Annotated in this window: 9 protein-coding genes; 7 read left to right on the top strand and 2 right to left on the bottom strand. The window is 63.7% G+C overall.

All coding sequences use genetic code 11. The features are described from left to right. The first annotated feature begins 37 nt into the window (after positions 1 to 37). Together folP and glmM are read left to right on the top strand one after the other, a co-directional pair. Positions 38 to 868 (top strand): dihydropteroate synthase, encoded by an 831-nt coding sequence (gene folP, locus ACT531_RS14490; protein ID WP_476017858.1) that lies wholly within the window; start codon positions 38 to 40, stop codon positions 866 to 868. A 90-nt stretch (positions 869 to 958) separates the two neighbouring features. Further along, positions 959 to 2293: a phosphoglucosamine mutase gene (gene glmM, locus ACT531_RS14485; protein ID WP_291445732.1), complete on the top strand. Its 1335-nt coding sequence runs from the start codon at positions 959 to 961 to the stop codon at positions 2291 to 2293. 52 nt (positions 2294 to 2345) lie between these two features. Here the strand turns inward: glmM and ACT531_RS14480 are convergent, their stop codons facing one another. Then, positions 2346 to 4577 (bottom strand): sensor domain-containing protein, encoded by a 2232-nt coding sequence (locus tag ACT531_RS14480; RefSeq protein WP_476017857.1) that lies wholly within the window; start codon positions 4575 to 4577, stop codon positions 2346 to 2348. Positions 4578 to 4776: 199 nt separating this feature from the next. Beyond that, positions 4777 to 7728 (bottom strand): bifunctional diguanylate cyclase/phosphodiesterase, encoded by a 2952-nt coding sequence (locus tag ACT531_RS14475; RefSeq protein WP_476017856.1) that lies wholly within the window; start codon positions 7726 to 7728, stop codon positions 4777 to 4779. Between the two features lie 200 nt (positions 7729 to 7928). Between ACT531_RS14475 and ACT531_RS14470 the strand changes: the two genes are divergently transcribed. The 5 genes from ACT531_RS14470 to ACT531_RS14450 all read left to right on the top strand — a co-directional run bounded on the left by ACT531_RS14470 (position 7929) and on the right by ACT531_RS14450 (position 13425). Then, the gene (locus tag ACT531_RS14470; RefSeq protein WP_209820393.1) at positions 7929 to 8768 is read left to right on the top strand and encodes a GNAT family N-acetyltransferase; all 840 of its coding nucleotides are present in this window, start codon (positions 7929 to 7931) and stop codon (positions 8766 to 8768) included. Between the two features lie 3 nt (positions 8769 to 8771). Continuing rightward, the gene (locus tag ACT531_RS14465; RefSeq protein ID WP_422849264.1) at positions 8772 to 9641 is read left to right on the top strand and encodes a UDP-2,3-diacylglucosamine diphosphatase; all 870 of its coding nucleotides are present in this window, start codon (positions 8772 to 8774) and stop codon (positions 9639 to 9641) included. Then, positions 9638 to 10729 (top strand): glycosyltransferase family 4 protein, encoded by a 1092-nt coding sequence (locus tag ACT531_RS14460; RefSeq protein WP_476017855.1) that lies wholly within the window; start codon positions 9638 to 9640, stop codon positions 10727 to 10729. The genes ACT531_RS14465 and ACT531_RS14460 overlap by 4 nt, the downstream gene beginning before the upstream one ends. Positions 10730 to 10903: 174 nt before the next feature. Further along, positions 10904 to 12964, top strand: coding sequence for a polyphosphate kinase 1 (gene ppk1, locus ACT531_RS14455; protein WP_209820396.1), 2061 nt, complete (start codon positions 10904 to 10906; stop codon positions 12962 to 12964). After that, on the top strand, positions 12961 to 13425 hold the full coding sequence (locus ACT531_RS14450; RefSeq protein WP_476017854.1) for a SixA phosphatase family protein: 465 nt from the start codon (positions 12961 to 12963) through the stop codon (positions 13423 to 13425). Before ppk1 ends, ACT531_RS14450 begins: the two co-directional genes overlap by 4 nt. Positions 13426 to 13452 lie beyond the last annotated feature (27 nt).

The raw sequence follows: 13452 nt of genomic DNA, 5'->3' as shown, positions 1-13452 counted from the left end.
CCTCTCTTTTGCAAATCTGCATGGGTTCGATCGACACATGATCTGGCAAACCTCTCGCTTCGCCATTGATCTGGCCCGTCCCCAGATCATGGGTATCGTCAATGTGACGCCCGACTCTTTCTCCGACGGGGGGCGGCACGACTCCACGGCTGCTGCGCTGCGGCATTGCGAGCAGCTGCTGAAGGAGGGGGCCGACATCCTGGACATCGGTGGCGAGTCCACCCGGCCGGGCAGCCCCGCTGTGCCCTTGGACGAGGAGTTGTCTCGTGTGGTGCCTCTGGTGCGTGAGGCGGTCACCCTGGGTGTCCCGATCTCGGTGGACACCTACAAGCCCGAGGTCATGCGCGCGGTGCTGGACCTGGGGGCCGACATCGTCAACGACATTTGGGCCTTGCGGCAGCCAGGCGCTGCGGCGGCGGTGGCTGCGCACCCGCTGTGCGGCGTGTGCCTGATGCACATGCACCGCGACCCGCAGACCATGCAGCAGGCGCCCATGGACGGGGATGTGGTGCCCCAGGTGCTATCATTTTTGAAGCTGCAGGCGCAAAATCTACTAGCGCTTGGGGTCGAAAAGACTCGTATCCTGCTGGATGCGGGCATTGGCTTCGGCAAAACGGTGGAACAAAACTTTGCCTTGCTGGCGCGGCATTCTGAATTGCTGGCTGCTGGCTATCCGCTGCTGGCAGGGTGGTCACGCAAGTCGTCGCTGGGCGCGGTGACCGGGCTGGAGGTGGATCAGCGCATGGTGCCCAGCGTGGCCGCCGCCGTGCTGGCGGTCGAGCGGGGCGCTGCGGTAGTGCGTGTGCACGACGTGCGCGAGACGGTGGCGGCACTGGCCGTGTGGTCTGCGATGCAGCGATCTGGCTGAGGGGCCAGTGATTTGAGAGCAGGTTGTGGGACGCCAAGCCCTCGCCTGTGAGAACAACATACAGAGATCCGTACGAGGAGACGCCAGAACATGACACGCCAATACTTTGGAACCGACGGCATCCGTGGAACCGTCGGACAGCCGCCCATCACGCCGGATTTTGTGCTGCGCCTGGCCCATGCGGTGGGCCGCGTGTTGCGCCGTACGGAAGAGCGCCCTACGGTGCTCATTGGCAAGGACACGCGCATCTCGGGCTACATGCTTGAAAGCGCGCTGGAGTCTGGCTTCAACTCGGCAGGGGTGGATGTGGTGCTGCTGGGGCCGTTGCCTACGCCTGGCGTGGCGTATCTGACCCGTGCCCAGCGCGCCAGTCTGGGTGTGGTCATCAGCGCCAGTCACAACGCCTATCCCGACAACGGCATCAAGTTTTTCAGTGCGCAAGGCACCAAGCTGTCGGACGCTTGGGAGCTGGCGGTGGAGGCCGCGCTGGCTGAGCCCCCTGTTTGGGTGGACTCCGCCAGCCTGGGCAAGGCACGACGCCTGGATGACGCTGCTGGGCGCTACATCGAGTTCTGCAAAAGCACCTTTCCCCAGGACCTGACGCTCAAGGGGCTGAAGATCGTGGTGGATGCAGCGCACGGAGCTGCGTACCAAGTGGCGCCCAAGGTCTTCCACGAGCTGGGTGCAGAAGTGCTGTCGATTGGCTGCGCGCCCGACGGCCTCAACATCAACCACGAAGTGGGCGCGACACATCCCGACGCCTTGGTCCGCGCCGTACGCGCGAACCGTGCCGACTATGGCATCGCGCTGGATGGCGACGCAGACCGGCTGCAGATCGTGGACGCCACAGGGCGGCTGTACAACGGCGACGAGCTGCTGTATCTGATGGCCGCAGACCGCATGGGCCGTGACGAGCATGTGCCGGGTGTGGTGGGTACCCTGATGACCAACATGGCGGTGGAAGTGGCACTGCAGGCCAAGGGCGTGAAATTTGTGCGCGCCAAGGTCGGTGACCGGTATGTACTGGAAGAACTGGCGCGCCACCACTGGGTGCTGGGCGGGGAGGGCTCGGGCCACCTGCTGGCCCTGGACCGGCACACCACCGGCGATGGTTTGGTGAGTGCGCTGCAGGTGCTGCAGGCCTGTGTGCGCAGCGGCCGCACGCTGGCACAGTTGCTGGCAGACATCACGCTCTACCCGCAGGTGTTGCTCAATGTTCGCCTGGCGCCCGGGCAGGACTGGAAGGCCAACCGCCTCCTGGCTGAGACCACGCAGGCGGTGGAGCAGCAACTGGGCTCCTCGGGCCGGGTCTTGATCCGTGCCAGTGGCACCGAGCCTTTGCTGCGTGTGATGGTAGAGGCGCGCGACGCGCAAGTGGCCAGCTCCTGTGCGCAGCGGCTGGCAGATGCCGCTCGCGCGGGCTGAGTTCCTGGTCTCTCAGCGGCGTCCGTTGCGTCCTGAGTGGTATTGGGTCGGCTCAGTGCGCGGCGGTGTGCTGCCGCATGAAGCGCTCCAACTGCTCTGCGGGCAGCGGTGTGCTGAAGTGGTAGCCCTGTGCCTCGTCGCAACCCTGTTCGTGCAGAAAGGCCAGTTGGCTTTCGGTTTCCACGCCCTCGGCGGTGGTGCGCATCCCCAGCGCCTGCGCCATGCGGATGATGGCGCTGACGATGGCGCGGTCGTTGCTGTCGTTGCCCAGGTCGCGCACAAAGGATTGATCGATCTTCAGCTTGAAGATCTGGAACCGCTTGAGCTGGCTGAGTGACGAGTAGCCTGTGCCAAAGTCATCCATCGACATCCGCACCCCGCGCGCGTGTAACTGGTCCATGGTCGCCACTGCCGCATGGGGATCGTCCACGGCCACACCTTCCGTGAGCTCCAGTTCCAGCGAATCGGGGGGGAGGTCAAACTCCACGAGCACGCGGCTCACCAGTTCAGGCAGCTGAGGCTGGCGAAACTGGATCGCCGACAGGTTCACAGCCATCGTGAGTTCGGGAAACCCGCAGCTGCGCCATGCCTTGAGCTGGGCCAGCGCCGTGCGCAGCACCCACTCGCCAATCTGCAGAATCTGCCCGCTGTCTTCAGCAATCGGGATGAACTCTCCAGGAGAGATGGGACCAAGCTGGGGGTGTTGCCACCGCAGCAGGGCTTCCACACTGCGCACGGTTCCCGTGGCCAGGTTCATCTGCGGCTGGTAGTGCAGGTGGAACTGCTCTCGTTCCAGGGCGCGGCGCAATGCGTTTTCGAGCTGCAAGGCGCGCACCGACTGGGCCTGCATCTCGGGGGTGAAGAAGCGGAAGGTATTGCGCCCATCCAGCTTGGCGCGGTACATGGCCACATCGGCCGACTGGGTCAGCGTGTCGAAGTCGTGTCCGTCTTGCGGAAACAGCGCAATGCCCATGGACGGGGCCATTGTGAGCTCGTGGTGATCGATCTGGTACGGCTGGCGCGACGCCTCCTGCAACTTGCTGGCGACCCGGGCTGCGCCCCGCGCATCTGCTCCGGGCAGAAGCAGGATGAACTCGTCACCGCCCAGGCGAGAGACCGTGTCCTTGTCGCGCACCACGGCGCGCAGCCTTTTTGCAATTTCGACCAGCAGTACATCGCCCACCCGGTGGCCTAGAGAGTCGTTCACATGTTTGAAGTGATCCAGGTCCAGGAAGATGACGGCCAGGGGTGTCTGGTTGTCCTGCGCCAGCCGAATGGCCTGCTGCGCGCGTTCTGCCAGCAGGGCCCGGTTGGGCAGTCCCGTGAGTGCATCGTAGTGGGCCAGCCAGTAAATGCGCTCCTGGTCGGCCTTGCGGTCATTGATTTCACGGTGCAGGTTGGCCACGGTTTCGCGCAGCTCGCGCGTGCGGTCTTGCACCTGTCGCTCAAGCTCCTCATGGGCCTGGGCCAGCATCGCCTGTGCGCGTTTGCGGTCGGTGATGTCCATGGTGATCCAGATGGTGCCCTGGGCAGGGTCCGCCGGATCGATGCATTTGCTGCGGACTTCACAGATGACCGGGGTGCCGTCCTTGCGGCACAGCTCCACTTCGCCCTCGTATGACTGCCCTGCCACCAGCGTGGGGTAGCAGCGGTCACCCACTTCTTGCCACGCGGCATCGCTGGCATACCAGCGGCGGGACGAACAGCCCATGAGTTCGCCCGGCTCAAAGCCTAGCATCTGCTCAAAGTGGTGGTTGCAGCGGGTCAAGTGCCGGTCGCGCAAAAAAACGATGCCCACCATTGCGCTGTCAAACAGCAACTGCTTTTCGCGCACTGCGGCATTCAGCGCGGCCTGGGCACGCTTTTGCTCGTCAATGTCGTCCACGATCCAGATCGAGCCCTCGCCGGTGTCGTGCGGATTGATCAGGCGCCCAGTGAGGCTGCCCCAGAACAGCGTGCCGTCCTCGCGACGCAGCTGGCGTTCAATCCGGAAGGATTGCCCCTGGGCCAGCGCAGGATAGGCAGTGCGCCCGAGGTCCCGGAAGGCATCCCGGTCTGGGTAGAAGGCTTCGGTGTTGAGCCCTACCAGGTGGGCTGGGCTGGCGTAGCCAAAAATTTCAGCATACCGCTGGTTGCAGCGCACCACACTGCGCTGGCGAAGAAACACGATGCCCACGCCCGCGCTATCCAACAGGATCTGTTGTTCGCGCAGAGTGCGTTGCAGTGGGGTGTCGGTAGGCACTCCGGCGCGCTGCGAGGGCGGAGTGCTGAACAGCGAATACATAAGACCAGTACAGGCGGCAGGGCCAGACGGCCTCAAAAATTGTGCCAAAGTGTAGCAGTGGCGGCTTACATGCCGTTTGAGGGTATGCCTCAGGTACTGCGTTGCAGGTTCTGCCGTACGACTGACGCCGGTGCAGTTGTCTGGAGCCCTGGGCCGAGAAGGGGCTGATACACGTCGCCCGGTTTCTTTGGACAGGTTCCTAGCGTCCCAGGTGTTCCCGCAGGTAGGCCTCAAACGCATCGGCCGCCAGGGGGCGACTGAACAGGTAACCCTGCCCCTCATCGCAGCCCTGCGCGCGCAGAAACTCCAGCTGGCCATCCGTCTCCACCCCTTCGGCAGTCGTCTGCATGCCCAAGGCCTGCGCCATGCGGATGATGGCGCTGACGATGGCCCGGTCGTTGGCGTCATCGTCGAGGTCGCGCACAAACGACTGGTCGATCTTGAGCTTGTAGATCTGAAAGCGTTTGAGATAGCTCAGCGACGAATATCCGGTGCCAAAGTCATCCATCGACAGCCGAACACCCCGGTCATGCAATTGGTCCATCATGGCCAGTGCAGCCGCGGGGTCGTCTACCGCAGCCCCCTCGGTCAGCTCCAGCTCCAGCCGGCGCGCAGGCAGTCCGGCTTGTTGCAGGCAGCGCGTCACCATCTCGGGCAACTGGGGGTGGCGGAACTGCACCGCCGACAGGTTGACCGACACCGCCCGAAGGGGCAACTGCAGGTCCAGCCAGCGCTTGGCGTCGTGCACGGCGGTGTTCAGCACCCACTCGCCAATCGCCACGATCATGCCGCTGCTCTCTGCGACGGGGATGAACTCCGCCGGAGACACCATGCCCAGTTCGGGATGCTTCCAGCGCAGCAGCGCTTCAGCCCCGACCACCTGGCGCGTGGTGAGTGATACCTGGGGTTGGTAGTGCAGCTCGAACTGGTTGCGTTCCAACGCGCGGCGCAGCGCATTCTCGATCTGCAAGGCCCGGGCGGTGCGCGCCTCCAGATCGGCAGTGAAAAAGCCAAAGCGGTTGCGCCCGCTTTGCTTGGCGCGGTACATGGCGGCATCGGCACGCTGGTACAGGGTGTCGAACGAGTCTCCGTCCGCCGGATACATGGCGATGCCCACGGACAGGGTGGTGGTGAGTTCATAAGGCTCTACCTGAAAAGGCTGGGCCACCGCAATCAGCAGGCGCTGTGCTAAGTCGGCCGCCTGCATCGCGGAGGCGGCGGGTAACAGCAGCAGAAACTCATCGCCCCCCAGGCGCGACACAGTGTCCTGCGTGCCCAGCAGCGACTCCAGCCGCCGCGCCACGGCCACCAGCAGGATGTCGCCGATGCGATGTCCCAGCGAGTCGTTGACGTTCTTGAAATGGTCCAGGTCCAGGAACAGCATGGCCAGCGTACCGCCCCGCGCTTTCTCTTGTTCAATGTGGCGCTGGGCGCGCTCGGCCAGGAGCGCACGATTGGGCAGATCGGTGAGGGGGTCAAAATGCGCGAGCCGCTGGATGCGGTCCTGCGCCTCGCGCTGGAGCGTGATGTCACGGAACAGCGTGATGGAGTGGGTGGTGCTGCCGTTGCCGTCGCGCACACGGCTCACAGACAGCCACTGGGGGTAGGTCGATCCGTCCTTGCGGCGACCCCAGGCTTCACCTTCCCAGTGTCCGTCCTTGGAGAGGTGGGTGTACACCAGCTCGGCATCGAAGTCCCGGGTGGACTCTGCCACCGTCAGCAGGCGCATTGACTGCCCCACCGCCTCTGCTTCGGAGTAGCCGGTGATGCGGCTGAATGCCCGGTTGATGCGCACGATGGTTTGGGCTGCATCGGCAATCACGATGGCCTCGCCGCTCTGGTCAAACACCTGGGCTGTCAGCTGCAACTGTTCCTGGGACCGCTTGCGTTCGGAGATGTCGCGGGACAGCACAATGAACCGGGGTTTTCCTCCTGCGGATCCTGCCTTGCGGGCTGCAGAAAGCTCGAACCAGGTGGGCCCCAGGCCGGGCAGGTCCAACATGATCTGGCGCCCTGTGGACCACCCCTGGGACTGTGCTTCGTTGAGCACGTCCATCACGGTCAGCGCAGCCAGTGCAGGCAGCACGTCTGTGACATTGCGGCCGATCAATTGATCCGCAGGGCCCATGAGCAACTCGGCGCGCGGGCTGTGTACGCTGCAATAGCGGCCGTCCTGATCGATTTCAAACAGCGGATCGGGAATCGCGTCGATGGTGGCACGCAACTGTTGCTGTGTGGCCTGGATCTCGGACGTGCGCTGTGCCACTTGCGTCGCGAGACCGCGTTCATGCGCCTTCAGTTCGACCAGCAAGCGTGCGAGGTAGCCCATCAGCAATGCAAACAGCAAGCCCAACGCACAGCGCAGGGCCAGCACGCCGGGCGCTCCCCATCCTTGGGCAGGGGACAGGCTGAGCGTCCACTGGCCATTGGGCAGGGTGAGTGAGCGACCCACAGCGTCCTCAGCGGGCGGGGGGGCAGACGCCGCGATAGTTTGCTCTTGATGGTTGTCCGGGCGAACACGCCACAGTCGATAGTGGAAGCCCCGCTCGGTGAGCTGTGGCAGGCGCGCAGTCGCCAGCACCTCTGGAAGGCGGATGGTGACGTAAGTGAACCCCCAGAAGTTGCGGCGCCCCAGGTCATCTTCCAGATACACCGGCTGGCGCCCCACGACACCCAGGCCGCCCTGCACCAACTCCATGGGGCCCGCCAGCGTCAGCAGACCGGATTCGCGGGCGCGGGCGGCTTCTACCCCTTGGTGGGGGTCGTTGAGCTGGTCAAAACCAATCGAATTTTCGTTACCCGCGCGGGGAACGACTTGCTGCACCACCCCACCTGGGGACAGACCCATGGCCGCGATGCCCGGGTAGAACGGCAGCATCTGCATGCCGATTTCTTCGAACTGGGGAACGTTGCCATGGCCCTGCCGCACCAGGGCCACCAGGGTGTTGTTGGCCGACAAGGCCAACTCGATGGCGCGCTGCAGGGCCTGTACGTGGTCGCCCGCCACATCTGCCGCCTGGGTGCGCTGCTGCGCGCGTTCCTGCCGCTCCAAGGTCCAGACCAGTGCTCCAGCGCAGGCCGCTGCCAGCAAAAAAACAGCGGCAAAGGCGGCAAGAGGGCTGCGGGTGGAGGGCGGGGCGGCTGAAGACACGACGAAGTTCCTCAATCCATTATGCAGGCCCTCGGTGGGCGGGAGGGCCCCAGGGGCGAGGGAAAAACATGTCACGACGCTGACATGCGGTGGACACGGGCATGTCACGCGCGGCTTTCACACTCCCGGCCAGGGAAGCGGATTCCCGCCTCGGTTGGAGATGCCAGCTGAGCCCGTTTTAACCGAAGGAGACGTTGTCCATGAACGACCTGCCCACTCTGATGCAGTTGTCCACATCGCCTGAGGCGGCCGGCACCGGCATTGTTCAACGCCCTGCCGTTGTCCCGGGCGCGGCGCAGGTTGCCCCGGCGCGTGGCGCCATTGAGGTGACCTGGGCCAGGCATCTGGATGAAGTCCGCGAGGCGCAGCGCCTGCGCTTTGAGGTGTTTGCGGCAGAGATGGGCGCTCGATTGACGACCCCCGTTCCTGGCCACGACGTGGACCTCTTCGACGACTACTGCGAGCACCTTCTGGTGCGCGACGCCCAGAGCCTGCAAGTCATTGGGACTTACCGGGTGCTGACGCCTGCGCAGGCCAAGCGGGTGGGCGGAACCTACAGCGATACCGAATTTGACTTGACGCGCCTGCGCACCTTACGCCCCCGGATGGTGGAACTGGGCCGTAGCTGTGTGCACCCCGATCACCGCCACGGCGGCGTGATCATGGCGTTGTGGAGTGCACTCGCAGACTTTATGGTGCGCAACGAACTCGACACGATGATCGGCTGTGCCAGCATTCCCATGCTTCACAACGGCGTGGTCAGTGGCGATGCGGCCGCCAGCATCTGGCAGCAAGTGCGCAAGACCCATCTGGCGCCTATCGAGTACCACGTGCTGCCGCGCTTGCCGCTGCCCGTGGAGCATCTGGACGGCTCGATTGCCGTGGACCCGCCGGCCCTGATCAAAGGCTATCTGCGACTGGGCGCCCGTGTGCTGGGCGCGCCGGCCTGGGATCCAGACTTCAATACCGCCGACCTGCCGATGCTGATGCGGCTGGCCGACCTACATCCCCGCTACCGCAAGCATTTTCTGGGGGCTTGACCGGTGCGTGCCGCGTTCGACGCTCTGGGCCCTTGGTTGAACGAGTCTCCGGTGGCTCAGGATGCCGAGCCTGACGCACCTGCAGCACTCGCGGGTCAGCGGCGGTTTCGTGCGGTGTTCATTTCGGACTTGCACCTTGGCACGCCGGGGTGCCAGGCTGACGCGTTGCTGGATTTTCTGAAACACCATCCCAGCGACCATCTGTACCTGGTGGGGGACATCGTGGACGGATGGCAGTTGCGCCGCCGCTGGTTTTGGCCACAGGCCCACAACGACGTGGTGCAAAAGCTGCTGCGCCGCGCGCGCAAAGGGTGCCGTGTGGTGTTTGTTCCTGGCAACCACGACGAGTTTGCCAGGGCGTTTGTGGGGCATTCCTTTGGGGGCATTGAGGTAGTGTCCGATGCGGTGCACACCACTGCCGATGGGCGCAGCCTCTGGGTCACCCACGGCGACCACTTTGACGGCGTGATCCAGTGCGCCAAATGGCTGGCCTACGTGGGTGACAACCTGTATGAATTCACGCTCAAGCTCAATCGCCATCTGAACACCTGGCGAGCCCGCATGGGGCTGCCGTACTGGTCGCTGTCTGCTTACCTGAAGGGCAAAGTGAAAAAAGCGCTCAACTATGTCACCGACTTCGAGGTGGCCGTGGCCGCCGAGGCCCGCCGCCGTGGGCACGACGGGGTAGTCTGCGGACATATCCACCGCGCGGAGATGCGCGAGATCAACGGGACCTTATATTGCAACGATGGCGACTGGGTGGAGAGCCACACAGCGCTGGTCGAACACCTGGATGGCCGACTAGAGCTGTTGTACTGGCCCGCCACTCCTGCGACCCATGTGTCCCACCAGACCGAACAGGTGCCCGCATGAGGATCGCGTTGCTGACCGATGCATGGCTGCCCCAGGTCAATGGCGTGGTGACCACGCTGGTGGAGTTGGTTCGCGAGCTGGAGGATGCCGGGCACGATGTGCACGTGTTCCACCCCGGACAGTTTGCGACCCGTCCATGCCCCGGTTACGCGGGCATTGACCTGGCTGTGCGCCCCTACAAGGTGCTTGCCCAGAAGCTGGATGCCTTGCAGCCAGATGCCATTCATCTGGCGACCGAGGGGCCTCTGGGGTGGGCGGGTCGCCGCTACTGCCTCAAGCGTGGCCTGGCTTTCACCACGGCCTTTCATACGCGCTTTCCTGAGATCCTGCAGGCCGCCCTGCGTATACCGCTGGGTTGGGGGTATGCGCTTTTCAGGCATTTTCATCGTCCCTCATCAGGGGTCATGGTGCCCACACAGGGTGTCTTGCAAATGCTGCAGCAGCGGGGCTTCAGCCACCTGCGCTTGTGGACGCATGGTGTGGATACCCAGGCGTTCCGATTCCATGGCGAGGTCTGCCAGAGCCCGCTCACGGGCGTGCTGGCCCATCCGGTGGCCCTGTACGTGGGCCGTATCTCGTATGAAAAGAACATTGACGCCTTTTTGCAGTTAGATATGCCAGGCACCAAGGTCGTATGTGGTGTGGGCCCGCTCGAAGCACGGCTGAAAGCCAAGTACCCGCAAGTGCGGTGGCTTGGCATCCTGGACCGGGATTCGCTGGCACAGGTCTATGCCTCGGCCGATGTCTTTGTGTTTCCAAGCCGCTCCGAAACCTTTGGGCTGGTCATGCTGGAGGCCATGGCTTGCGGCACGCCGGTGGCGGCATTTCCTGAAGATGGGCCGCGGGAAGTGTTGGGGGCTGGGGAGGGTGGGGCGCCCCTGGGCGGCGTTTTGCATGACAGCCTTTTGGCGGCCACGCAGCAAGCGTTGTCTATACCGAGGTCCGAGGCACGAACCCGGGCACTGGAATTCACTTGGGCACATGCAGCCCGGCTGTTTCAACAGTATTTGGTGCCTGCCCGCTCCAGCTCACAGGGAGCGCCTGTGTCTGTCACAAAGTCTGTCACGCAGTTGTCATCTGGGCGTTAAATACTGCAGCGATTCCGCAATTGCTGCACCCGCGTATCCATGCCGCCCCTGCCTACCGCCGATTCCATCCCTTTGCAGCGCGAGCACCCCGATGCCGCCGGAAACTCCTTGCACTCCGTGTCACATGACAGCGATACTGGGGTGGCAGAGCCTGTCACAGGCGGTGCTCCCCATATGTTTCTGGATCGTGACCACAGCATTCTCGCGTTCAATGAACGCGTGTTCGACTGGGCGGCCCGTACGGATGTGCCGCTGCTGGAGCGGCTGCGCTATCTGTGCATCGTCTCGTCCAATCTCGACGAATTCTTTGAGGTGCGTGCGGCAGCGCACATCACGGCGGCGAAGAAAGGCGAGACCAAGGGCATCTATACCGCAGCGTCTTTTGAGGCGCTGTCCGCTCAGGTTCATGACTTGGTCGAGCGTCAATATGCGCTGTACAACGAAGTGCTGGTCCCTGCGTTTGGGCAGCATGGCATCCATATCGTGGCGCATGGTGACCGGTCCGCAGAGCAGAGGCGCTGGGTGCATGAATATTTTGCCCGCGAGGTCCGCCCCCTGTTGATCCCGGTGGGACTCGATCCGGCCCACCCGTTTCCGCAGGTGGCCAATAAATCGTTGAACTTCATTGTGCGTCTCAAGGGACATGATGCCTTTGGCCGCGAGAATGAAATCGCCATCGTCAAGGTACCGCGTGCCTTGCCCCGTCTGATCCGCATGCCGAAGAAGGTGGCGCCCGACGGGATGTTGTTCGTCAGCTTGTCCAGCATCGTGCGTGCGCATCTGGAGGATCTGTTTCCTGGCCGAGAGGTGACGGAGTTCTCGCAGTTCCGGGTGACGCGCCACTCCGACCTGGCCCTGGACGAGGAGGATGTGCGGAATCTGCGCACCGCCTTGCGGCAAGGCCTTCAGCAACGCCATTACGGACAGGCGGTGCGCCTGGAAGTCTCAGCAGGCTGTTCTCGCTTTCTGTCTGACTTTCTGCTGCAGCAGTTCGATCTGCCCAACGCGGCCCTGTACCGTGTGCATGGTCCTGTGAACCTGGTGCGCCTGAATCAGCTGGTGGATTTGGTGAACGATCCCGCATTGCTCTTTCCGCCGTGGAGTTCCGCCTGGCCGCGTCAGCTCCAGCCTGGGGTGTCGATCATGGGGCAACTGCGCGAGCGCGACGTGTTGATCCATCAGCCCTTCGAGAGCTTTGATGGGTTGCTGGCCTTTTTGCGGGAGGCCGTGAACGACCCGCAGGTGCTGGTCATCAAGCAGACCATCTACCGCACCGGTTCCGACTCGGAGCTCATGGACCTGCTCAGCGAGGCAGTGCGCCGGGGCAAAGAGGTGATGGCCGTGGTGGAGCTGAAGGCACGCTTTGACGAAGAGGCCAATATCAACTGGGCCGAGGCGCTGGAGTCGATTGGGGCGCAGGTGGTCTATGGCGTGGTGGGCCTCAAGACCCACGCCAAGATGCTGCTCGTCACGCGACGCGAGGGGCGGCAGTTGCGCCGTTATGGACACCTGTCCACCGGCAACTACAACGTGCGCACAGCCAAGCTGTATACCGACCTGAGCTACCTCACGGCCGACGAAGAGACCACGGCCGACATGGATGGTGTTTTCAATCATCTGGCCAGCCAGAACCGGCCTCCCAAGCTGCGTAAGCTCATGCTGGCGCCGTTCCATCTGCACCGCCGCATGATCGAAAAAATCGAGCGCGTAGGTCTGGCGGCAAGCCGTGGCGAAGAAGCGCGGATCGTGGCCAAGATGAACGCCCTGACAGATGAGGGGCTCATGCGTGCGTTGATCCTCGCCGGGCAGCGCGGTGCGCGCATCGATCTGATTGTGCGAGGGGCCTGCATGCTGGCGCCCCAGGTGCCGGGAGTGACTGACAACATCCGCGTGCGCTCGGTGATTGGACGGTTTCTGGAGCACACCCGTGTTTTCTACTTCTGTGCGGGTGATGAAGAAGACCTGTACCTGTCGAGCGCCGACTGGATGAACCGCAACATGATGCGTCGCGTGGAGCTGGCGTGGCCCGTCACGGACGCCAAGCTGCGGCAGCAGATCATTGACGAGTGTTTGGTGGCGTACCTGTGCGATGACCGGGATGCCTGGACATTGAATGCAGCCGGCATTTACGACCGCGCAGCACATCCTGTGGATGGTCATGGCGCACAGAACGCCTTGATGGTGCGCTACGGGCCGCGCCCAGTCCTTGGCCGCAAGGAGCCAGGGGCCGCATGATGGACTTGATTCTCTGGCGTCACGCCGAGGCGGAGGAAGCCCAGGACGGCGGGGATGACCTGGCCCGCCCGCTCACGCCCCGGGGCGAGAAGCAGGCAGCGCGGATGGCTGCTTGGTTGGACCGGCAGTTGCCGGAGGGCCTCAGGGTGGTGGCGAGTCCCGCGCGGCGAACGGAGCAGACGGCCCATGCCCTGGGACGCAAATTCAAGATGCGCGCTGAGCTGTTGCCTGGAGGAACGCCCCAGGATTTGCTGGAGCTGGTGCAGTGGCCTCGCGCCAAGGGGGCGGTGCTGGTGGTGGGCCACCAGCCCATGCTGGGCCAGACCGTTGCCCACTTGCTGCAACTCCAGGCCCCTGAATGCCCCGTGCGCAAGGGCTCTGTATGGTGGTTGCGCCAGCGCCAGCGCTGGGATCACAGCCAGACCGTCCTGATGGCGGTGCAGTCCCCCGAATTTCTGTAACTTGCCCGGCGATGTCCGAGTGCGAAA

The sequence above is a fragment of the Acidovorax sp. DMC1 genome (assembly GCF_056314325.1).
This window is presented reverse-complemented; position numbering and strand designations above follow the sequence as displayed.

Bases quoted from the DNA above. Each gene is read 5' to 3' on its own strand.
- ACT531_RS14480 (WP_476017857.1), bottom strand. From the start codon at position 4,577: ATGTATTCGCTGTTCAGCACTCCGCCCTCGCAGCGCGCCGGAGTGCCT.
- ppk1 (WP_209820396.1), top strand. From the start codon at position 10,904: ATGTTTCTGGATCGTGACCACAGCATTCTCGCGTTCAATGAACGCGTG.
- ACT531_RS14450 (WP_476017854.1), top strand. From the start codon at position 12,961: ATGATGGACTTGATTCTCTGGCGTCACGCCGAGGCGGAGGAAGCCCAG.
- folP (WP_476017858.1), top strand. From the start codon at position 38: ATGATCTGGCAAACCTCTCGCTTCGCCATTGATCTGGCCCGTCCCCAG.
- ACT531_RS14460 (WP_476017855.1), top strand. From the start codon at position 9,638: ATGAGGATCGCGTTGCTGACCGATGCATGGCTGCCCCAGGTCAATGGC.
- glmM (WP_291445732.1), top strand. From the start codon at position 959: ATGACACGCCAATACTTTGGAACCGACGGCATCCGTGGAACCGTCGGA.
- ACT531_RS14470 (WP_209820393.1), top strand. From the start codon at position 7,929: ATGAACGACCTGCCCACTCTGATGCAGTTGTCCACATCGCCTGAGGCG.